The organism is Gloeobacter kilaueensis JS1, from assembly GCF_000484535.1.
Taxonomy (GTDB): Bacteria; Cyanobacteriota; Cyanobacteriia; order Gloeobacterales; family Gloeobacteraceae; genus Gloeobacter; species Gloeobacter kilaueensis.
Window position 1 is genome coordinate 29,455 of the sequence record NC_022600.1, and the last position, 21,469, is coordinate 50,923.

General features: G+C 61.1%; 17 protein-coding genes. 9 read left to right on the forward strand and 8 right to left on the reverse strand.

Features of this window, described 5'->3' with window-relative positions:
- Positions 1–20: 20 nt before the first annotated feature.
- Genes GKIL_RS00155 through GKIL_RS00170 form a run of 4 tightly spaced genes read left to right on the forward strand, consistent with a single transcriptional unit; the run spans position 21 to position 5,492 of the window.
- Positions 21–395, forward strand: coding sequence for a hypothetical protein (locus tag GKIL_RS00155; protein ID WP_023171262.1), 375 nt, complete (start codon positions 21–23; stop codon positions 393–395).
- A gap of 53 nt (positions 396–448) precedes the next feature.
- Entirely contained in the window at positions 449–2,449 is a 2,001-nt protein-coding gene (locus tag GKIL_RS00160; protein WP_023171263.1) for a hydantoinase/oxoprolinase family protein, read from the forward strand.
- Positions 2,415–3,626, forward strand: coding sequence for a S1C family serine protease (locus GKIL_RS00165; protein ID WP_071824848.1), 1,212 nt, complete (start codon positions 2,415–2,417; stop codon positions 3,624–3,626). Before GKIL_RS00160 ends, GKIL_RS00165 begins: the two co-directional genes overlap by 35 nt.
- A complete protein-coding gene (locus GKIL_RS00170) occupies positions 3,627–5,492 on the forward strand; it encodes a DUF885 domain-containing protein (protein WP_023171265.1) in 1,866 nt (621 codons plus the stop codon).
- Between the two features lie 157 nt (positions 5,493–5,649).
- On the opposite strand, the gene GKIL_RS00175 is transcribed toward GKIL_RS00170, so the two are convergent.
- Positions 5,650–6,561: a LysR family transcriptional regulator gene (locus tag GKIL_RS00175; protein WP_023171266.1), complete on the reverse strand. Its 912-nt coding sequence runs from the start codon at positions 6,559–6,561 to the stop codon at positions 5,650–5,652.
- Positions 6,562–6,726: 165 nt separating this feature from the next.
- On the opposite strand from GKIL_RS00175, the gene GKIL_RS00180 reads away from it, so the two are divergent.
- From GKIL_RS00180 to GKIL_RS25085, 3 genes are read left to right on the forward strand one after another with little or no spacing between them, the layout of a single operon-like run.
- Entirely contained in the window at positions 6,727–7,371 is a 645-nt protein-coding gene (locus GKIL_RS00180) for an NADPH-dependent F420 reductase (protein ID WP_023171267.1), read from the forward strand.
- Positions 7,372–7,396: 25 nt separating this feature from the next.
- Positions 7,397–8,917, forward strand: coding sequence for an aldehyde dehydrogenase family protein (locus GKIL_RS00185; protein WP_023171268.1), 1,521 nt, complete (start codon positions 7,397–7,399; stop codon positions 8,915–8,917).
- 29 nt (positions 8,918–8,946) lie between these two features.
- On the forward strand, positions 8,947–9,099 hold the full coding sequence (locus GKIL_RS25085; protein ID WP_023171269.1) for a hypothetical protein: 153 nt from the start codon (positions 8,947–8,949) through the stop codon (positions 9,097–9,099).
- 49 nt (positions 9,100–9,148) lie between these two features.
- On the opposite strand, the gene GKIL_RS23160 is transcribed toward GKIL_RS25085, so the two are convergent.
- The 5 genes from GKIL_RS23160 to GKIL_RS00205 form a co-directional block, all read right to left on the reverse strand.
- Positions 9,149–10,408 (reverse strand): aspartyl protease family protein, encoded by a 1,260-nt coding sequence (locus GKIL_RS23160; RefSeq protein WP_023171270.1) that lies wholly within the window; start codon positions 10,406–10,408, stop codon positions 9,149–9,151.
- Positions 10,409–10,758: 350 nt separating this feature from the next.
- Complete coding sequence (locus tag GKIL_RS00190; RefSeq protein ID WP_023171273.1) at positions 10,759–11,811, reverse strand: iron ABC transporter permease; 1,053 nt, start codon at positions 11,809–11,811, stop codon at positions 10,759–10,761.
- Positions 11,811–13,073, reverse strand: a complete 1,263-nt coding sequence (locus GKIL_RS00195; RefSeq protein ID WP_187293863.1) for an ABC transporter substrate-binding protein — start codon at positions 13,071–13,073, stop codon at positions 11,811–11,813. Before GKIL_RS00195 ends, GKIL_RS00190 begins: the two co-directional genes overlap by 1 nt.
- Before the next feature lie 60 nt (positions 13,074–13,133).
- Positions 13,134–13,451, reverse strand: a complete 318-nt coding sequence (locus GKIL_RS00200) for a hypothetical protein (RefSeq protein ID WP_144080277.1) — start codon at positions 13,449–13,451, stop codon at positions 13,134–13,136.
- A 272-nt stretch (positions 13,452–13,723) separates the two neighbouring features.
- The gene (locus tag GKIL_RS00205; protein WP_023171276.1) at positions 13,724–14,758 is read right to left on the reverse strand and encodes a zinc-dependent alcohol dehydrogenase; all 1,035 of its coding nucleotides are present in this window, start codon (positions 14,756–14,758) and stop codon (positions 13,724–13,726) included.
- 406 nt (positions 14,759–15,164) lie between these two features.
- On the opposite strand from GKIL_RS00205, the gene GKIL_RS00210 reads away from it, so the two are divergent.
- Positions 15,165–16,199, forward strand: a complete 1,035-nt coding sequence (locus GKIL_RS00210) for a sulfate/molybdate ABC transporter ATP-binding protein (RefSeq protein WP_023171277.1) — start codon at positions 15,165–15,167, stop codon at positions 16,197–16,199.
- 10 nt (positions 16,200–16,209) lie between these two features.
- Here GKIL_RS00210 and GKIL_RS00215 read toward each other — a convergent pair whose 3' ends face one another.
- Positions 16,210–16,791 carry a YflT domain-containing protein gene (locus GKIL_RS00215; RefSeq protein ID WP_023171278.1) on the reverse strand — a complete coding sequence of 194 codons (582 nt, stop codon included), beginning with the start codon at positions 16,789–16,791 and terminating at the stop codon, positions 16,210–16,212.
- Positions 16,792–17,056: 265 nt separating this feature from the next.
- Between GKIL_RS00215 and gcvP the strand changes: the two genes are divergently transcribed.
- Positions 17,057–20,023 (forward strand): aminomethyl-transferring glycine dehydrogenase, encoded by a 2,967-nt coding sequence (gcvP, locus tag GKIL_RS00220; RefSeq protein WP_023171279.1) that lies wholly within the window; start codon positions 17,057–17,059, stop codon positions 20,021–20,023.
- Between the two features lie 214 nt (positions 20,024–20,237).
- Here gcvP and GKIL_RS00225 read toward each other — a convergent pair whose 3' ends face one another.
- A complete protein-coding gene (locus GKIL_RS00225) occupies positions 20,238–21,266 on the reverse strand; it encodes an IS110 family RNA-guided transposase (protein WP_023171280.1) in 1,029 nt (342 codons plus the stop codon).
- Positions 21,267–21,469 lie beyond the last annotated feature (203 nt).

The following is a 21,469-nucleotide window of genomic DNA, read 5'->3' on the forward strand; positions in this document are numbered from 1 at the left end:
AGCAAGGGTTGAGAGTAGACATGCCACTATTCGTCCAGATCAAAAACACAATCCAGCGCGGCTGTGCCGGCTTGCTGGTTCTCTGTCTCGGCATCACTGCCCAGTCTGCGGCAATGTCGGACACGCGAGCTGAAAAATTGCTTTCTCTAGCTGAGCACCACACTTCCGTAGCGCAATATACTAGCGGGCTCGATCGCGTCGCAGCGCGTTGCCAGGAGCCGCGCCTTGAGGTGGCCCGGCTGACGCTGCAGGCTGTGCAGAGGGCGAGGACTGCCGGTGTTCTGGTAGATGCGCGCCAGATGTTGGGACAGCTCGCTGGCGAGCTGACGAATTACAACAATCCCCAGAGCTGTGCAGCCGGTTACGAGCTGGTGCTCTATTCCCTCGAGGGCTGATCGGAGTATTCGAGCGGCCCATGCCATGATGGCTCTTGAGCACAGGAGCGCGCGTGGGTTCGATTCGCCTGGGTGTGGACGTGGGTGGCACCTTCACCGACCTGGTGCTGATCGCGGGTGGGCGCGTGATCACCGCCAAGGTGCCGACGAGCGCCGAGCAGTCCGAAGGAGTGATCGAGGCGTTCGAGCGCACGGGGATCGATCCTGCTGAGGTCCAGGTTTTTGCCCACGGGATGACGGTGGCGACCAACGCCCTCTTAGAAGGCAAGGGAGCGCCGACAGCTTTTATTACCACCGAAGGTTTTCGAGATGTGCTCACGATCGCTCGTCAGAATCGGCCCCATCTCTACGACCTCACCCGGCAGCGGCCCCGGCCCCTGGTGGCGCGCGAGCACTGCCTGACGGTGCGCGAGCGGATGGGACCGGCGGGGGTGATCGAACCGCTCGATCCTGTAAGCCTCCAGCAGGTGATTGCCACTCTAGATCCGCTTGTGGCAGCAGGCCAGATCCGGGCAATCGCTGTCGGGCTGCTATTTGCCTTTCGCTACCCGGCGCACGAGCAGGCGGTGGCCAGAGCGCTGCGGAAGGCTTTTCCAGAGATTCACCTGTCGCTTTCAACTGAGGTGGCACCTGAATTTCGCGAGTACGAGCGCTTCAGCACGGCGGTGGTCGATGCGTATTTAAGCCCGGCCCTGCACTTTTATCTGAGGCGGCTGGCGACGCGCTGCCAGGAGCGGCGGTTGCCCGTTCCCCAGATCATGCAATCGAGCGGCGGGGTGACGACGATTGGCGAGGTGCGCGCAGCGGCGGCTCTGCTTTCAGGACCGGCGGGCGGGGTGCGCGGAGCGGCTTTCGTGGCTGCCCAGTCGGGCTACCCGGACGTACTTGCCTTCGACATGGGCGGCACGAGCACCGATGTCTCGCTTATCTTAGACAGCACTCCCCAGACCAGTGCGGCGGCGGTGGTGGCGGGTTACCCGGTGCGCCTGCCCCAGATCGATATTCATACGGTGAGTGCCGGGGGCGGCTCGATCGCCTGGGCCGACAGCGGCGGTGCCCTCCAGGTCGGCCCCCACTCCGCCGGTTCGATTCCTGGCCCGGCAGCTTACGGGCGAGGGGGGAACGAGCCGACGGTGAGCGACGCGAACGTGCTTTTGGGCTATCTGGCCGACGGGGCGCTTTTAGGCGGGGCACTCACGATCGACCGGCAGAGAGCACTGGTTGTCATCAAAGATCTGGCCACCCGGTTGGGCCTCAGCGACGAGCGCGCCGCCGTGGGCATCCGGGAAGTTGCCAATGCCCACATGGTTACCGCTTTGCGGGTGATGTCGATCGAACGCGGCATCGATCCGCGTCGGCTCGCTCTGCTCGCCTTCGGCGGCGCTGGTCCGATGCACGGCTGCGATCTGGCCCAGGCTCTGGGGATTACGCGGGTGCTGGTGCCGGAGGCAGGGGGCGTGCTCTCCGCCCTGGGGCTTGCCGTCTCGCCCCTCCGGCGCGATTTTTCTCTGGCGGTGCTGCAGTCGCTCGGCGGGTTGGGCGATAGCTGGCGCTCTTTTTTTGAGACGCTTGAAAAGCAGGCACCGCCTGCCCTTGCCGAGCGGCAATACTTCGCGGATCTGCGCTATCGGGGGCAGTCCTTCGAGTTGACAGTGCCGCTCTCGCTTCAAGAAGAACTGGCAGCCCTGGTAGAACGCTTTCACGCCGTCCACGCCCGGCGCTACGGCTGGGCCGACCCGCAGCAGCCGATCGAGTGGGTGCAGGCCAGGCTGATAGCCACCGAAGCACTGGCCCTGCCCGAACTTCGCGCTCCAGAAGCCGACAGTGGGGCGCAGCGAGGCTTGCGCACAGCCTGGTTCGGCGGTGCCTGGCAGAGCGTCCCCGTCTTCGATCGCACCCGGATGGGAGCCGGGAGCACGATCGCAGGACCGGCTCTCATCGAGATGCCCGAGGCGACCGTCGTCGTCCAGCCAGGGTGGGCAGGGGCAATCGACCGATGCGGTACCCTGGTACTAGAGTTTGTCAACAAAAGTGAAGACCTTCAAGCCGACTGAAGTTCTCGTCATCGCGCTTCTTGCCGCAGTGGGTGGAGCTGCCGGCAGTTACTTTGCCGTCAACCGGGTCGCTGCTCCTCCCGCACCTGCCACTGCACCCGTCCCTTCTTCTACTCCAGCCCCGGCTCCGGAGGCACCTGCCCCAGCGCCGCTACCGGCGAGCCTCGGCTCCGAAGAAAAGGACAACATCGCCGTCTACGAGCGCGTCAGTCCGGCAGTGGTCAACATCACGACCACGGTGATCAACTACGACTACTTCAGCCGCCCGATTCCCGAACAGGGCACCGGTTCCGGCAGCATCCTCGATCCTCAGGGCCACGTCCTCACCAACTACCACGTCGTTCGTTCCGCCAAAAGCCAACTCGAAGTTACCCTGGCGAGCGGCAAGCACTACAAGGCCCGGCTGGTGGGCGCGGATCCGGACAACGATCTGGCGGTGATCCAGATTCAAAACCCGCCCGCCAACCTGACGACGATCGCCCTGGGCGAATCGAGCAGCCTCAAGGTGGGCCGCAAGGTGCTCGCCATCGGCAATCCCTTTGGCCTCGACCGCACCCTCACCACCGGTGTGATCAGCGCTCTGGGCCGCGATCTGCAGTCCGAGCGGGCCGGGCGCACCCTCCGGGGACTCATCCAGACCGACGCCGCCATCAACCCCGGCAACTCCGGTGGGCCTCTACTTGACGGCACCGGTCGGCTCATCGGCGTCAACACAGCGATCTTCAGCACCAGCGGCTCAAGCGCCGGTATCGGCTTTGCCGTTCCGGTCGATACAGTCCGCCAGGTCTTGCCGGAACTGCTCATCCGTGGCGGTGTGCGGCGCGCTTCCCTGGGTGTGCAGCTGTTCTCGCTCACCCCGCCGGTGGCCGAAGCGCTCAACCTGCCGGTCAATCAAGGGGCTCTGGTGGCCGGTGTCGCTCCCGGTGGGCCGGCGGCCCGCGCCGGACTGCAGGCCGGCAATCAAGAAGCGGTGATCGGCAACTACCGCTTACCGATCGGCGGGGACATCATCGTTGCGGTGGGCGACACCCGCATCAGCGACGCTCAAGAACTGATCGCGCTTATCCAGAAACATAAGCCCGGCGAACGGCTCAACCTGTCGGTCATCCGTGGCGGACGCCAGATCCAGGTGCCCGTCACCCTGGGTGAGGCGAGCGAACAACTCGAAGAGGAATAGATGCTGGATTTTTCCTCGATTCGGCTGCGGCGGCGCACCCTGCTCGCTACTGCTGGTCTTGTTCTCGGCGCTGCTGACCGGCTATGGGCTGCCCAAACCAACCAGCGCGCCAGCGAGGCTCAAGCACTGACCGACCGTATCCTCACCGAAAGCCTCGCCGCCGACCCGGTGACAGCCACCGGTGTTGGCGAGCACCGCTACGACGGGCAGTGGCCCGATCTGAGCGCTGCTGGCCTCCAGCGCGAGCAGCGACGGGTCGCCCGCGCCATCGAACAACTGCGGGTGTTCGATCGCACCGGCCTCGATGCTGGTAGCCGGGTAGACCTCGATACCCTCTCAAATCAGCTCGAACTGGAGCGCTTCGTAACCGAAGCCGAAGCGCCAGAGCGACGCAGCCCGCTTTTTTATACTGGCCTGATCGGTTCGGGCATAGACGACCTGCTCAGCCGCCCCTTCGCTGCCACCAAGGTGCGCGCTACCAGCGTCGCCGAGCGCCTCGAAGCGCTCCCGGCCTTTATCGATCAGGCGCGGGTCAACCTGCGCCAGGGTCCGATCCTCCATCCCCACGCCCAGGTGGCTCTGCAGCAGGCCGACGGTTTGCTGACCCTGGTGCAGAGCGACATTCTGGGCCGCCTGCCGGACGCACCACCGGCCCTTGCCCGGCGGATTGCCGCCGCTACGCCCGCCGCCCTTGCCGCCATCGAAAAATTTCGCTCACTTCTTAAAGACGAATGGCTACCGAAAGCGAACGGCGACTGGCGCTTGGGCCGCGCCAACTTCGATCGCAAATTGCAACTCACCCTGGAGAGCGAGCTGACAGCCAGTGAAGTCTACGACCTGGCGACCCGCGAGCACGAGCGGGTGCGCTCGCGCATGGCCGAGTTGGCGCGGGAACTCTACGCGCCCCTTTTTGGGACAGCAAAAGTACCCGCCTCCGACGATCAGGTAGTCCGGCAGGTACTCGCGGAACTCGCCAGCGACTGCGTTGCCGCCGACGAATTGCGCAGTGCCTGCGAGAGCAAGCTTGCCCAGATTGCCACTTTCGTAGAGGCGCGCCGCCTGGTTCCTCAAGATCAAAGCGCGGTCCTGCAAGTGATCTGGACCCCGCCCCAAAAGCGCGGTGTGGCGCTGGCGGGCCTCGATTCTCCGCCGCCCCTCGACAGCGACAAGCCGGGGCTACCCAGCTTTTATCTTGTGCAGCCGGTCCCCGACAACTGGCCTGCCGAGCGCCGCGCCTCACTGTTGCGCGAGTACAACAACTTCATGCTCGAGATCCTCTCGATCCACGAAGCGATCCCCGGCCACTTCGTCCAGGGCTACTACGCCAGGCGAGTGCCTTCAAAAGTGCGCAAAGTCTACGCCAACGGTCCTTTCGTCGAGGGCTGGGCCGTCTACAGCGAGCACCTGATGACCGAAGCGGGCTACAGCGGGGCCGAGCCAGGCAAAAGCAAACCAGCGGGTCTTTCCGATGCCCTCTGGCAGCTCAAGCAAGACCCGCAGTTGCGCGCCAAGGCGATTGCCCTGCAGGGCCAGAAATTTTACCTGCGCTCCGTCACCAACGCCATCCTCGACCATGCCATCCATGCCGGTGAGATGGACGAAGCGGCAGCCGTGGCACTGATGGTGGGCCGCTCCTACCAGCAGGAAGGGGAGGCGCGGGCCAAGTGGGTGCGCGCCCAGATCAGCTCCACCCAACTCAGCACCTACTTCGTCGGTTACCAGTCCTGGCTCAGGCTCAGGCAACAGGCGGAAGCAAGAGCAAAAAAGCAGGGCCAACCCTTCGATCTGGCCACTTTCCACGCCGCTGCTCTGAGCCACGGCGCACCGCCGGTCGGACGATTGCCTGAACTGTTGGGCTGGACCTAGATCCTCAGAATCATTAGACCTCTTGCATGAATGTCCGGGACGGGTCACAAGTAGTGGGGCCGCTACTTCTTTTTTGTCCTGCTGAAGCACCGATCCTCCGTGCGAACCTGATCTGCCGCTCCTTTCCAGGCCAGAATCAAACATGGAGCCGATAACGCTAGTGGCAGTCGGCGGCATGAGCTCTCCAGAGGGCCAGCAGTTGCGTGAAGGCCAGTGTGGGCGGTTCGCCCGAGCGCCGGAGGAAACCGGATTCGACCTGCGGAGTGGCCCGGCTCAGTTCGCGGTAGGTGACGCCCTGGACCTGCCGCTCGCGGGCGCAGGCGGGAACGAGAGTGACACCGGTTCCGGAGGCGACCAGATTCAAGCAGAAATTCAAGTCACTCGTCTCGTGCTGCACCTTTGGACGGAAGCCTGCCTGGTGGCACAGCTCGTAGATGATGTCGAAGCAAGCGGGCGCGAGGGAACGGGGAAAGAGGATAAAAGCATCATCTGTCAGGGCTTCGAGGGCAATTCTGCGGCGGCGGGCGAGGGGGTGGCTGGTGGGCAGGGCGCAAAGAAAAGTCTCCTCCAGCACCTTCTCGTAGACGAGGCCCGGAGCGTCCACCGGCGGATGCAAAAAACCGGCCTCGATCCGCCCCCGGCGTACCGCCTCGTGCTGTTCTGGTGCGGTGAGCTGGTGGCTGATGAGCTTGATCTGCGGATAGTCCTGGGCAAATTGTTTCGCGACTGCCAGCAGGCCGTGGAAGGTGGCACAGGGCTCGAAGCCGATCGTGAGCACGTCGATCTGTTGTTGAGCGGCGTTGCGGGTTATCTCGATAGTGCGCTCGTGCTGTTCGAGGGTCAGCCGCGCCTGCTCGAGAAATATTTGCCCGACGGGCGTGAGTTGCACCTGCCGCTGGGAACGACGAAATAACGTTGCTCCTAACTGCTGCTCCAGTAGCTGAATCTGGCGGCTGAGGGATGGCTGGGCTATCTGCAACCGGACTGCAGCCTGACCAAAGTGCAATTCCTCAGCCAGAGTCACGAAGTAGCGCAACTGGCGAAACTCGATCTCAGGCCGGTTTTCCATCGGTGCAGCGGGACGATTTTTTCCAAGTTACGACGAACCGGCACAGCGGAGCGATACGTTTTGAGGCAGGATTGATAGCTAAAAACTATCAACCCCGCTGCCCCGCTATTGGACAGGTGCAGGCTACTGCTGGTAATTTTGGCTTCGCAAGCAGGAGTGAGCGGCATGAAGATTGGCATCGTCGGTGCCGGTAGCGTCGGCAGTGGGCTGGGCAAACTCTGGGCGGCGGGCGGCCACCAGATTCTCTACAGCTACTCGCGCGATCCGCACAAGCTCGAAAGTTTGGCGCAGCAGAGCGGCCCGAACGCCAGGGCAGGCACGCCCAGGGAGGCGGTCGGCTTTGGTGATCTAGTCGTGCTCACCGTTCCCTGGACGGCGGTGAGCGACGCCCTGCAGCAGATGGGCAGCGTCGAAGGCAAGTTGCTCCTGAGCACCGTCAACGCCCTCAAGCCGGACTTCAGCGGCCTCGACATCGGTACGACCACCTCCGCCGGGGAGTGGATCGCCCAGCGTACACCGGGAGCGATCTTCGTCGAGGCGCTGCCGCTCAACGCCGAAATTCTGCACGCCCCCTCGCGGCAATTTGGCGATATCACGCCGTCCGTCTTCTACTGCGGCGACGATGCTCAGGCCAAGGCGGTCGTGGCCGGGTTGCTTTCTGAAGCCGGGATGGAGGCGGTGGATGCCGGAGCGCTCAGCCGCGCCCGCTTGATCGAGCCTGCCGGTTTGCTGGTCGCCCAGGTGGGTTACGGCCTCGGCCTCGGGCCGAACGTCGCCATCAAGTTGCTGCGGCGCGAAGCCCCGTCCTGATTTTTCGTTCGTCTGAGGAAAACCGATGAAAATCTGTGAAAACACGCCCGCCGGGAGCCTCCCGGTTGGGGAAGCTGCTGTGCGCCCGGACTTTGCCATCGACCGGACTGATCTCTACATCGCTGGCGAATGGCGGCCCTCCCACAGCGGCAAGACCTTTGCGGTCATCGATCCGAGCAGCGAGGCGGAGATCGCCGAAATTGCCGAGGGTACGACAGAAGATGTCGAAGCGGCAGTGCAGGCAGCTTTCCAAGCCTTCGAGTCCGGTCCCTGGAGTGAGCTGAGCGGCCACGAGCGCGGCGAGATCCTCTGGCGGGTGGGCGATCTGTTTCACAGGTACGGCGAGGAGTTGGCGTTCTTGCAGGCAAAGGAGATGGGACGACTCTTTCGCGACTCGATGAGCGTCGATATTCCCCACCTGGCCAACATGTTCCACTACTACGCCGGTTGGGCGAGCAAGATCGAGGGGGCAGTCAAACAAACGACGAAGGGTCTCCATACCTACACCCGGCGCGAACCGCTGGGTGTCGTGGCGGCGATCACCCCCTTCAACTTTCCTTTGATCTTGAGCATCAGCAAATTTGCTCCGGCCCTGGCGGCAGGAAACGTGATCGTCCACAAGCCCGCCTCGGCCACGCCCCTCTCCGCCCTCAAAGTCGCCCAGCTGATGGAAGAGGCGGGTGTACCGGCAGGAGTGTTCAACGTCGTGCCCGGCCCCGGTGGCACCGTCGGTCATGCCCTCTCTACCCATCCCCTTGTTGAAAAAGTCGCAATCACCGGCTCCACCGCGAGTGGCATCCGGGTGATTCAAGACTCCGCTTCGACCCTGAAGCACCTGACGATGGAACTGGGGGGCAAGTCGGCGAACATCATCTTTGCCGACGCCGACCTCGAGCGGGCCGTGCAGACCGCCTACGACGGCATGTTCTACAACAAGGGCGAAATTTGCTACGCCGGTAGCCGGATGCTGGTGGAGCGCAGCGTCTACGAGGAAGTGGTGGAGCGGGTCCGCCAGCGTGCCCTCGCAACCCGTCCGGGCGATCCTCTCGATCCGGCGAGCGACATGGGGCCGATCGCCAACCGCGACGAGTACACAAAAGTCCTGCGCTATCTGGAGACGGGTAAGAGCGAAGGGGCCCGATTGGTAGCTGGAGGTGGTGCCTGCGACATCGGCACCGGCAGGGGCTTCTTCGTCGAGCCCACGGTTTTTGCCGATACGACCAGTGAGATGACGATCGTGTGCGAGGAGACCTTCGGGCCAATTCTCTCGATGATGCCCTTCGAGAATTTCGACGAAGCGATCGCCCTGGCAAACGGCAACCAGTACGGCCTCGCCTCCGGTGTCCACACCCGCGACATCAAAAAAGCGCACCGGGCCGCCGCGAAACTCAAAGCCGGTACCGTCTGGGTCAATACCTACGGCCACTTTGACCCGTCGGGCCCCTTCGGCGGCTACAAGATGTCGGGCTATGGCCGCGAGCAGGGCTGGGAGGCGCTGGAATTCTACTTGCAGACCAAGACGGTCTGGGTGGACCTCGAAGAGTAACGTTCCACTCACCGGACTGCAAAACAGCTATGAACATCGTCCATCTCAGGAGCCTGCGCGAATACATCGACGCCCTCGCGGGCATCGGCAAACTGCCCAAACACAGTTCGTTCACCGGCAGCTACCCCCTCGAACTGCAGCAGCGAGTATTGGCTAACTGGCCGAATTACAGATTCTGCTAGCTGTTCACTTACCTTTTGCAAGATTCAAAGTGGCTCTAACAGCTCAAGGCTATAGTGCATCTTCAAACTTAAACAAGATGTTGAGATATTTATCTTTTCTTCGTACAGTAAGACGCACCTTATTGTCTGGAAGTTGTTGAAGCTTGCTAACAACCTCAACACTATTGAGTTTTTTGAATGGCTTGCCATCGATCGCAACTATTCGATCACCTGTTCTCAAGCCAGAACGCTCAGCCAGGCCATTTCTGGTAACAGAACTTACTTTGCCATCTGTTAGATCGACATACATACCAAGAACGACGTAGTGAGATACTTGATCAAAACGGGCACTCTTTTGCAAAGCTACTTGCTGACGCTTGAAATCAAAGGTCACATTAAATCGAGAAAGAATGTCATTTCCGATCACGCCAGATGCGCTGTTTGCATCAGTTGACTTCTCATTTTCAGAGACTAATTCTATCAAAGGCTTTTTAATCTCGAATTGGCCAATCTTGAGCACCTGCGCTCGCGCTCGTTCAGTGTACAACACTCCTCCAAGACTTGATTTGGAAGAGGGTATCTTGCGCGAATAAAGTTTATATAGGCCATTTTTTTCGACAAATGGTCTATATAAAATTAGTGAGCTTGAAGAGCCAGTATCAACGTCGAGTTGAGCAGGAATACCATCAATCTCACCCTCAACAATAGGCATCCCTGTTGGGCCTTGAGTAAACGGAATGACAGCCACATCGCACCCGGAGAGCGACCTATCAAAATCGCTAAAAGTGGCACTTAGGTTTACATAATCTAGTTGAACAAGAAAATCTTGAAAAAAACTTACTCCAAGGATGCCGTCAATTTTTGACAAAAATGAAGAGCGCGACATAGCGGATGCTGGAAGAATGCGCAAAACAACATTCCTCAGCTTTAGATTGCCGATCTCAAGCTCATTCGCGATTGATTCTCCGGAGATCTGAGTAGGTAGACTACCATCAGTTTCGACTGAAAAAGGATTGGCTAGTATGCGAAGCGGTAGGTGAAGCTTCTGCACGACATTCTCGGAAACAGAGTTGAATGTAGCGCCCGTATCAAGGACAAAGTTGAACGGCTCCTGTCCATTTATTTTTGTACTAAATGCAGCCAAGCCAGCAGGAGAAGAATGAAAGGGAACAGTTATAGTACGCTCATTCTTAACTTGCTCAGCGTTAGAAACTCTGCATTCCGCAACTGAAGCACGCTCTGCTGCAAATACGAAAGTTGCTAAAAACGATAAGACGAGAACCGTTGCAAGAATTTTAGGTATGAAGACAAGATCGAGTCTATTTCTCACAATTATTCTGTCCAGTCAGAGCGCTGCCTCAAGAGTTATCAACCTCTGCAGCATCGGGCTGCTATATGCCATCATCGCCAGTTGAATATTCCTACTCATTGTTGAAATCGGCAGCAGCATACGGCTCATCGTCACCGCCGTCACCAGGGAAATATTCCTGCCCGTCTTCGGAGAGATACTCTTCATCCATGACACACCTGCTGAAAGGGTTGCTATCTGAGCAATGTAGACCGGCAAGCCAGAAGGGTCAAGAACTATTCGGGGGAAATCTATAAAAACTGCACCTGTTTCAGGTGCGGTTGGCGTGGGGTGCGAAAGGTTCTCCAGGCGCGACTTATCGCTGAGAATCGTCAATCCAGGGGCGAGCGGTTTCGGGTGCGCAGGATAACGGCGACGACGACCGGTGCGCCGATGAGGGCAGTGACGGTGTTGAGCGGGAGCACCCCCTGCCCCCCTCCGGCGAGCTGGCAGACTAGATCGGCGATTAGGGCGAGCAGTGCGCCCATGAGGATCGAGGCGGGCAAGAGCAGGCGGTGATCGGCGGTGCGCAGAATACCCCGACACAGGTGGGGCACGGCGATGTCGAGAAAGGCGACCGGCCCGCAGAAGGCGGTGACGCCACCGGCCAGCAGGGCAGTGGCGGCGATGATCCCAAGGCGCAGCCTTGCTGCTCTGAGGCCAAGGGCCTGGGCCTGCGCTTCGCCTAAGAGCAACAGGTTCAAAGGCCGGGCGAGGGGCACCAGGGCAACAAGCCCGAGGCCAACCACCGGGACGAGCACCGACAGTTGGGCCGGGCTCACGCCACCGAAACTCCCGGCGCTCCAGACGAGGTACGTCTGCACCTGCTCGGGAGCGGCCCGGTAGACAAGCAGGTTGACCAGGGCACCGGTGACGTAGCCGCTCATCAATCCCAGGAGCAAGAGTGTGGCGACCCCGCGCAGCCGCCGCGCCACCACCAGCAGTACAACCAGTACGGCAGCACCGCCCAGGCTCGCCGCTGCTACCGACCCGAGTTCCGCGAGGCGCGTGAGTCCGGCGAACCAGCCGCCCGTGCCGCTTCCGAGGACGACCAAGGCAACGCCCAGGCTGGCACCGCTGCTGATGCCCAGAGCAAAAGGACCGGCGAGGGGATTGGCAAAAAGCGCCTGCAGCGCCAGGCCACTCGCCGCCAGAGCCGCCCCCGCCAGCGTCGCGGCCATTGCCCGTGGCAGTCGAAATTCGAGCACGATCGTCGCCCAGGTCGCTTTTTGGGGCACGCCGCCTGTAAGGATCATGAGCACGTCCTGCAGAGGGATAGCCACCGTTCCCAAAGCAAGATCAAGAAGGATAGCGATAAGCACCAGGAGGCCGAGGGCAGGAAAAGCCCAGAGGGCAATTGCAGGAAGCCTCCACGGTTTTTTCATCACTTCAGGGGCCGGTAATAGACCAGCTCGTAGCCCGGCAGCCGCTCCGGATGAAAGATGCGGATGAGGTCAGAGAGAATCAAATCGGGATTGACGATCCCGCCCTGCCAGTAGTCGTTGCCGCCAGCTGGATTGAGGCGCAGGTTGTCGTTGTAGACGCGCCGCTGCCGCACAGCCCGCAACCGGTTATAGCGGGAATCTTCGGCAATCACATCCTGGATGCTCCGCCAGTTGAGGCTGCCACCCAGCCAGAATTCGGCGTCGGCAGCCCGCTCGTAGACCGCTTCAAAACTCAGGGGAACGCCGCCGGTCTCGGGATTGGTGGCCCAGAGATAATCTGCCCCGGCATCGGCAAGAAAGCGAGCCAGATAGCTTTTGCCGCCGGGAACGTACCAGCTGTCCTTCATCGCAAAACCAGCGAAGACGGTCGGGCGGTGGGTGATTCCGCGCACGAGGCGGGCGCGCTCGCTGTAGCGCTGCACGATACCGTCGAAGAGGCGGTTGGCGAGGGCTTCCTTGTTAAAAAAAAGAGCCAGAAACTTGAGCCATTCGCTGCGGCCCAGGGGCGTATTCTCGCGGTACTCGGCGTTGAGGACGACTTTGAGGCCCGAGGCCGTCAGCCGGGGAAAGTCGTCGGTATCGGGGGAGATGGCAAAGGCAGTGACCAGTTGGGGCTGCAATTCTAGAAGCCGCTCGACATCGATCGCCGCTTCTTTGCCGACGGTGGCAATGCGTCCGCTGCGGAGGCGCTGCTGAATCGCCTCGCTGTGGATAAGTTCGGGATCGGCGACGGCTACCAGAGTGTCGAGCAATCCGAGCTTTTCGAGAAGTGGCAGGTGGGTGGTGGAGAGAACGGCGACGGAGGAAACCGGCACCTGGATTACCCGAGCCCTCGGGAAGCCGGCAGGTACCGGTGTACCGCACTGCACCAGAACGTAGCGCAGCGGCTCTACAGCGCCCCGCCAGGGATCGCGGACGGTGACGATCTTGTAGTGCCTGTGGTACTCGACGCTGAAGGCGCGGGCAAAGCGGGGGGCACTCTTGTCAGAAAAATAATCCACCCGCCCGTCGAAGCGGCTGACACAACCCGCAGCAGATCCCGGCACCGTCGCGCGCAACCAGAAGGCGATGACCAGAACCAGAACAGAAGCAACCCAACTTGCGACAGCAGTAGATTTCAAGCGGACAACCGGCGTCTGGACCGCTACCAACTTAGCTGCTCGCCCATCGACCAGGCAGAACGCCCTGCGACCGCTGGGCAATTGCAGGTACTTTTTAGAATGGCAGCCCGTCAGCCCACAACAGCGATCGCAGGCGCGGTACTACTGCGGGCACTCCCCCGGCTTCGATCTGTCACCGTTGTACACTTCTTTGTAGCTGACACTGAAATTGAACGCCCGGTTCTGGTCGTCCGGGTTGGTATTGGTATTGAGCCAGGGCCGCTGCTGGCTGGTGAGATCGGACGAATAGGTGCGCACCTCGGTACTGGTGGTTGTCGAGCCACCGGCGTAGGAACGGCAAACCGCATCCTTCGCCTCTGCCTGGGGAAGAACAGCACTTTTGCGCCATTTCTGCCACGGCAGCGATTCCCAGGGTTGCTGTGTCTGAGCAGAAGGGTTGCCGGACGGGGTGGCACGCAAAGGAGCGGGCAGCAGGCAAAATAGACAACCAGCCGCAAGCAGGACAGCCTCACAGCGTTTGCGGCGACTATATTGAAGTATATATCTTAACTCGACCCGAATAAGGCTGCCGACTGGGCGCTCCTGCCCACGGACGTTGCCGAGGAATTCTTTGTCCATAATGCACCTGCAGAAAGGGTTACTCCTGTACTGCGCAGGCTAGACCCGCGCCTCCGGGAGCGTCAAGAACTATTTAGGGGAAATCTGCGGCTGGGTTGAGTCCGGTGTGCTCCTCAGTCGCCGGGCAGGATCGCCACTTTGACAGCGGTGCGGTCGCGCATCCGCTCCAGAGCCGTGTTTAATTTTGCCAGCGGCAGCCGGTCGCTGATGAGCAGCTCGAAGGGCAACTGCCGCGAAGCAAGCAATGCCAGCGCCTCGCGCAGGTGGCGCGGTGTGTTGTGAAAGACGCCCTTGAGCGTCAGCTCGTTGTAGTGCAGGTTCTCGGTGTCCACCGCGATCGAGGTACCGCGTGGACAACCGCCAAAAAGTAAGACCGTCGCCCCAGGGCGGGCGGCGGCGATCGCCATCTGCCAGGCAGCAGGCGAGCCGGTTGCCTCGATGACCACGTCCGCTCCCCGACCATCGTTGGCCAGTTTGCGTAAAGAGACAACCGGATCGGGGCTTTCGCGATAATTGAGAACCGCGCCTGCCCCCAACTGCCTGCCCAGAGCCAGACGGCTCGTCTGGCCCCCCGAGAGGATGACCGTTGCCCCGCGCAGGGCACAGACGGCCACCAGCATCAGACCGATCGCCCCGTCGCCCATCACGACCACCTGATCGCCAGGGACCACCCCGGCCTCCTCGACGCCGTGCAGCACGCAGGCGAGCGGCTCGCTCATCGCCGCCAGCTCCAGCGGCAATCCATCGGGCACAGCGAGTAGATTGTGGCGGACGATCGCTGCCGGCAAACAGACGATCTCAGCGAAGGTGCCGTTGTGAAAGAGCAGATTTTCACACAGGCTGTAGCGCTCGCGCCGACAATAAAAGCACTCGAAGCAGGGGGCAGAGTTGTTGGCTACCACCCGCTCGCCTGGCTGCCAGCTGCTCACCCCTTCGCCCACCGCCAGGATCGTCCCAGCAAATTCGTGGCCAAAAGGGGTGGGCGGCGTCAGCATCCGGGCATGGCCGCCCCGCAACCAGACTTTGAGATCGGTGCCGCAGGTTGGGGCGACCGCCACCTGCACCAGTACCTCCCCCGCCGCCGCTATCGGCGTCGATACTTCCTCCAGACGCACGTCCTGTTGACCGTAGAGCAGCGCTGCTCGCATCACCAAAGAACCCTTTTTGTGAACTGGACTACGCAAGTTGACTATATGTCAAATTTGGCCGTTATTAGATTTAAGTGCGTTATCTTGCACGAATTTTTGCTTTCTGACAGCTCAATTCCATCGTCAACCTTTCGTGATTATTCTAACGGAATCGTTCTATACTCAGGGAAAGCTACGCCTGCCTAGCTATCTTGAAGCATTCTCGTATCTAACGCTGCATTTTTAATCAAATATTCGGGCTATTCAATCAGCAGATCACAGATATGATGTAGGGCATGTCAGTTTCTAAGCGGTGCTGATGGCGCGCTGGATCTGATTATGCCTGCTCTTTTGCATCCACCGAGAGTTTAAGTAGGGTCTGTAGGGCTGAATACATCCACTCTCCCCCCGTATATAGGAGTTAGATATGGGAATCAGTGTTCGTGGGGTCACCAAGCAGTTTGGTTCGTTCGTTGCGCTCGACAATGTTTCGCTCGATGTAAATTCCGGCTCCCTCGTCGCTCTGCTCGGTCCTTCCGGCTCGGGCAAGACCACTCTGCTCAGGGTGATCGCCGGACTCGAAGAGCCCGACACCGGCACAGTCTACTTCGATGAGACCGACACGACGCGCGTGCCGATCCGTCAGCGCAACGTAGGCTTTGTCTTCCAGCACTACGCGCTTTTTAAGCACATGACGATCCGCGAAAATATCGGCTTTGGTCTTTCGATCCGCAAGCGGCCCAAAGCTGAGATAAACGAGCGCGTCAACGAACTGCTCAAGCTCATCCAGCTTGAAGGATTGGCTGGCCGCTATCCGGCGCAACTGTCGGGCGGTCAACGCCAGCGCGTAGCCCTCGCCCGTGCTCTGGCAGCCGAGCCACAGGTGCTGTTGCTGGACGAGCCCTTTGGAGCCCTCGACGCCAAAGTCCGCAAGGAACTGCGCGACTGGCTGCGGCGGTTGCACGACCAGATGCATGTCACCTCGATCTTCGTCACCCACGACCAGGAGGAGGCGATGGAGGTGGCCGATCAGATCGTCGTCGTCAACAAGGGCCGCATCGAGCAAGTGGGTTCTGCCCAGGAGATCTACAACACCCCGGCCACCCCTTTTGTGATGAGCTTCGTCGGTCCGGTCAACGTCCTCAAGCCCAACAACCCGCTGGTCAAACACCTGCCGCCTCAGCACACCAGCGAAAAGGGCGAAGTTTTCATTCGCCCCCACGACGTGGTTATCTTGCCGCACCAGGAGTCAGACTCGCTGCCTGCCGAAGTCAACCGGATCACCCATCTGGGATGGGATATCGTAATCGACCTCAGCCTCGATTCTGAGAATGCTGTGGCCGTGCATCTGACGCGCGAGGACTTCCGGCAACTCGAAGGCCAGCTCGGTGAACTGGAAGTGGGCCAGCAGGTCAACATCCGCCCCCGCGAGGCGCGCGCCTTTGCCCAGAGCGTAATCTAGGCCACGGGTATCAGAGGTTCTGCACCTCGTCCGGATTCAGTCCTACCGGCCCCCGCGAAGGCGGCGTCGAACCGGAAGTTGAGACGGTGGTATCGCGGTCGCGAACGACGGTGTTCGTCGAGGTAAGTGGACCCAGGTCAGCGCCGTTGCGCTGCAGGATTTCGCCGGCGCGATCGGCGTTCAAGGCCGCATCGACGACCAGCAGGATCCGGTTTGCCTCGTAGCCCTGCTCGTAGTAGCGGGCCTGTTCTTCTGTAAAGCCCAACCGCACCAGCGTCGAGTAGACGATGTTGGCGACTCCCCGACCGCGCGGCAGCAGCCGGGCCACCCCCTCGACGAAACTGCCCTCGAACTTGCCCATTGCGGTCTGCTTGTTGAGCGGTTCTGCTTCTGTCTCTTTGACCAGGTCGTCCTGCTCGTGGCGATCGAGCACCGCCACCATGATCTGCTCGTCGCTGAAACCTGCTCTTGTGAGTTCTTCGATCGCCCGGCGGGTCGAATCTTCGTCGGCAAAAAGCCCGGCGATCGTGCTGCCCACCGCGAGGCCCTGGTTATCCGAAATCGGGTAAGGACCATTACCAGTCACGTTCATAAGCATCCTCTCAAATGATCTCGCCCCGCCAGATCGTTCCACTCGCCGGTCAGGGCTACAGTGCCAGTCTCGCAACCTCGAGCGCTCCAGTCACCATTCGCAGGTAGAACTGTCTTCTCTCTCTGCGGTCGGATTTGTAGACGACAGTTCCTGCTAAGTAGGGTCCGGGGGAGCGTCTACCGGCTACAGGGCAAATGCGGTTAAGCTTGAAGGATGACCGATAGGGCTGTCACCGCCTGCAGCCTTCGTTTAGCGAGTGCCTTCTATGCCAGAACCTACCATCGACCGTGAGTTGGACCTGCTGACCGCCTGGAACAGTGCTACCGACTCACCGGTCGCCGCACGCGCCGATAGTAAAAGTATCTTTGATTATACAGACAGCTTTGCAGCTCGCCACATCGGACCGGACCAGGGGGACGTGGAGGCCATGCTGGCTGCGCTGGGTTGCCGGTCGCTCGATGAACTGATCGACCGGGCGGTGCCCGCCGACATTCGCCTCTCATCGCCGTTGCGGCTACCGGCGGGCAAAAGCGAGTACGAGGTGTTGGAGTGGTTGCGGGCGATTGCCGCTCAAAATCAGATCTATCGCTCGTTCATCGGCATGGGCTACGCCGATTGCATCACCCCGGCGGTGATCCAGCGCAACGTCCTCGAAAATCCCGGCTGGTACACCCAGTACACGCCCTACCAGGCGGAGATCGCCCAGGGGCGGCTTGAGGCGCTGCTCAATTTTCAGACGATGGTGATCGATCTCACCGCTCTTGAGATTGCCAACGCCTCGCTGCTCGATGAGGCCACCGCCGCCGCCGAGGCGATGACGATGAGTTTTGGCCTCAAGGCAAAGGGCGGCAGCAGGTGCTTTTTTGTCTCCCGCGAGTGCCATCCCCAGACGATCGCCGTCGTCCGCACCCGCGCCCTGCCGCTGGAGATCGAGGTCGTCGTGGGCGATCATCGCGAGTTTGACTTTGCAGCCCAGCCCTGCTTCGGAGCCCTGTTGCAGTACCCGGCAAGCGACGGAGCGCTCTACGACTACCGCCCCTTCGTCGAGGCGGCCCACCGGGCGGGAGCCCTGGTCACTGTCGCCGCCGACCTGCTCAGCCTCACCCTGCTCACCCCGCCCGGCGAGTGGGGAGCCGACATCGCCGTGGGCAATACCCAGCGCTTTGGGGTGCCCTTAGGCTACGGCGGTCCCCACGCCGCTTACTTTGCCACCCGCGACCGCTTCAAGCGCCAGCTCCCAGGCCGGATTGTCGGGGTCTCGACAGATAGCCACGGCCAGCCCGCCCTGCGCCTGGCCCTTCAGACCCGCGAGCAGCACATCCGCCGCGACAAGGCGACCAGCAACATCTGCACCGCCCAGGTACTGCTGGCGGTGATCGCCGGTTTCTACGCCGTCTACCACGGTCCGGAGGGCTTGCGCCGGATCGCAGGCCGCATTCATCGCCTGACGGGCATTCTGGCCCGTGGCCTGGAGCGCCTGGGCTACCGGCTGGGTTCGCAGGCGTACTTCGACACCCTGCGCGTCGAACTCGACGATGCAGCGAGCCTGCGGCAGCTCATCGAGCGGGCGGAGGCGCGCAAAATTAACCTGCGCCCGATTGAATCTACGGCTCTGGGCATCTCCCTCGATGAAACCACGGCTCTTGCCGATCTCGAAGCGCTCTTCGAGATCTTTGCCCTCGACCGGCCACTGCCTTTTGGACTCGAAGATCTAAGTGCCCACCAGGCCATCCTGCCCGCCGCATTCGTGCGCCAGAGTGACTTTCTTACGCACCCGGTCTTCCAGCGCTACCACTCCGAGACCGAGCTGTTGCGCTACATGCACCGGCTGGAGAGCCGGGATCTCGCCCTCAACACGTCGATGATCCCCCTCGGCTCCTGCACGATGAAGCTCAACGCCACCGCCGAGATGCTACCTGTGACCTGGCCGGAATTTGGCAAACTCCATCCCTTTGCGCCCCTCTCCCAGGCGCGGGGCTACCAGATTCTCTTCGAGCAACTGGAGGCTGCTCTGGCTGAAATCACCGGTTTTGCTGCAATCTCGCTGCAGCCCAACGCCGGTTCCCAGGGCGAATACACCGGCTTGCTCGTCATTTGCGCCTATCACCGGAGCCGGGGAGAAGCCCACCGCGACATCTGTCTGATTCCTCAGTCGGCCCACGGCACCAATCCCGCCTCGGCGGTGATGGCGGGCCTCAAGGTGGTGCCGGTTGCCTGCGACGAAGAAGGCAACATCGATCTAGCCGACCTGCGCGCCAAAGTCCAGGCCCACGGCGAGCGGCTGGCGGCGTTGATGGTCACCTATCCTTCGACCCACGGTGTCTTCGAGTCGTCCATCGTCTCGATCTGTGAGATCGTCCACGGGAGCGGCGGCCAAGTCTACATGGACGGTGCCAACCTCAACGCTCAGGTGGGCCTGTGCCGTCCCGGCGACTACGGCGCGGATGTCTGTCACCTCAACTTGCACAAGACCTTCTGCATTCCCCACGGCGGCGGCGGCCCCGGCATGGGACCGATCGGCGTCGCCTCTCACCTGGTGCCGTTCTTGCCTGGCCATCCGGTGATCGAGCAGGTGGGTGGTCCCTCCGGCATCGGTGCTGTCGCCGCTGCGCCCTGGGGCAGCGCCAGCATTCTTACGATTTCCTGGGTCTACATCGCCCTGATGGGGGGCAGCGGACTTACCGAAGCGACGCGAGTCGCGATCCTCAACGCCAACTACATCGCCCACCGCCTCGCTCCCTACTACCCGGTGCTCTACCGGGGCGAAAGCGGTCTGGTGGCCCACGAGTGCATCCTCGATCTGCGCAAGCTCAAGACGAGCGCCACCATCGAAGTCGAAGATGTTGCCAAGCGCCTCATGGACTATGGCTTCCACGCACCGACCGTCTCCTGGCCGGTGGCAGGCACGATCATGATCGAGCCTACCGAGAGCGAATCGAAAGCCGAACTCGACCGCTTCTGCGACGCTCTGATTGCGATCCGCCACGAGATCGCTGCCATCGAAGACCGTCAAGCCGATCGAGCCGACAACCTGCTCAAGAACGCTCCCCACACTGCCCTCTGCCTGCTCGCCGCCGAATGGCCCCACAGCTACAGCCGCATCGAGGCCGCCTATCCTGCTCCCTGGACCCGCGAGCACAAGTTCTGGCCAGTGGTGGGCCGCATCGACAACGCCGCCGGGGACCGCAACCTGGTCTGCTCCTGCCTGCCGATGGATGCCTACGGCGAGTGAGTCACTGTCTAAACAACAAACTGAGTAGACAAAGCTCAGCAAGCATGAGGTTTTGGGCTGGTTGTTCTTTTGCTTTTTTGAGTACTTCTAAAACGGTCCCCACCCCTCCACACCCCCCCTGCCCCCCCCTCTCCTCCCCTGCCCCGCCGGGCAGAGGAGAAGAGATACGGTATTGAGAGTCAAGCAGCCTCCTCCTTTCTTCTCTTCCTCCGCCCTACTGCAAGCAAACCAACCTGCCGTGCTCTGCATCGAAAGGCGTGTCTGTTTTCACAACCGCCCAGGCAATGTGTAAGAGTTTGCGAGCCGCAGCGCAAAGCGCTACCTTTGCCGGTTTACCGGCTGCTCGTAGCCGCTGGTAAAAGCTTTTAATCTGCTGATTGCAGCGGATCGCACTCAAGCTCGCCATATACAGCGCCGTGCGTAAGCGGGCATTGCCTGCATGGCCGATGCGCTCTGGTCTATGAAGGCTGGTGCCGCTACGGTGGGAGCGGGGAGCGAGACCCGCGTAGGCCACCGCCGCTTCCACCGTTGCACAGCAGCCGAAGTTGAGGGTACTCACCAACACCCACCCAGCGGTGACAGACCCAATGCCTTTGATAGTGCGCAGCTTGGTTGCAGCTTGATGCCAAAGCGAGTCTTGGGCGAGCAGCGCTTCTAGCTGAGCTTCCATCTGCGCAATCTGCTCATCGAAGGTGTGGCTCAACTGCTCCAGACTCGCTTGTACCGCCGCCACCACCAACGGAAATTGCCGCAGAGCGTGCAACTGGTTGTGCAGTTGTTGGCGTTGCTGCAGCAAGGCATCGCGATGCTGCAGGCGCTGTTGGAGTTGGTAATAAATCTCAGGCGGCGGCTGCCAAAGACCAGGTTGCAGGGCGGCAGCGAGTTGGGCAAGCGTCTGGGCATCAAGCGCATCGCTTTTGGAACGCTTGAGCAGTGCCCTGGCAAAGTAATGAGACTGAGCGGGGTTGACCACACTGACGGCAAAACCTTTGAGCGCCAGAAATGTGGCCAGTCGCATCCAGTAGGAGCCTGTGGCTTCGATGACCACTAACACCTCAGCGGCGGTGGGACAGACGGCGAGTAAGCGTTCGGCCAATTGGCAGTGTCCTTCGGGGGTTTGGGGCAGTGTGATGGCAGCGGTAGGCTTTGCGTGGGTGAGCAGCCAGGCGGCAGTGACAGTGAGTGCCGCCACATCAATACCGACAAATAGCTGATAGTCGTTTTGTGAACCGTCTCGCTGCATGAGTGTCTCCAGTTGAAGCTTCAGAGGAGGTAGGCAAGTTCCGCAGGACGGCAAAAGTCTAGCCTCGTGATACGTGGTCAGTGCCACTCGATACGGTTCAGCTTTGCCGGTCCTTGATAGCGGGGGACAATCTCTTCCACGCGGTCAAAGCCGCAAGGGGGGGCACAGTCCTCACCGCTACCTTGGAACCAATAGCAATATAC

Coding starts and splice junctions, on each gene's coding strand:
- GKIL_RS00180 (WP_023171267.1), top strand. CDS start 6,727: ATGAAGATTGGCATCGTCGGTGCCGGTAGCGTCGGCAGTGGGCTGGGC.
- GKIL_RS00210 (WP_023171277.1), top strand. CDS start 15,165: ATGGGAATCAGTGTTCGTGGGGTCACCAAGCAGTTTGGTTCGTTCGTT.
- GKIL_RS00205 (WP_023171276.1), bottom strand. CDS start 14,758: ATGCGAGCAGCGCTGCTCTACGGTCAACAGGACGTGCGTCTGGAGGAA.
- GKIL_RS00175 (WP_023171266.1), bottom strand. CDS start 6,561: ATGGAAAACCGGCCTGAGATCGAGTTTCGCCAGTTGCGCTACTTCGTG.
- gcvP (WP_023171279.1), top strand. CDS start 17,057: ATGCCAGAACCTACCATCGACCGTGAGTTGGACCTGCTGACCGCCTGG.
- GKIL_RS00225 (WP_023171280.1), bottom strand. CDS start 21,266: ATGCAGCGAGACGGTTCACAAAACGACTATCAGCTATTTGTCGGTATT.
- GKIL_RS00215 (WP_023171278.1), bottom strand. CDS start 16,791: ATGAACGTGACTGGTAATGGTCCTTACCCGATTTCGGATAACCAGGGC.
- GKIL_RS00170 (WP_023171265.1), top strand. CDS start 3,627: ATGCTGGATTTTTCCTCGATTCGGCTGCGGCGGCGCACCCTGCTCGCT.
- GKIL_RS00185 (WP_023171268.1), top strand. CDS start 7,397: ATGAAAATCTGTGAAAACACGCCCGCCGGGAGCCTCCCGGTTGGGGAA.
- GKIL_RS00190 (WP_023171273.1), bottom strand. CDS start 11,811: ATGAAAAAACCGTGGAGGCTTCCTGCAATTGCCCTCTGGGCTTTTCCT.
- GKIL_RS25085 (WP_023171269.1), top strand. CDS start 8,947: ATGAACATCGTCCATCTCAGGAGCCTGCGCGAATACATCGACGCCCTC.
- GKIL_RS00155 (WP_023171262.1), top strand. CDS start 21: ATGCCACTATTCGTCCAGATCAAAAACACAATCCAGCGCGGCTGTGCC.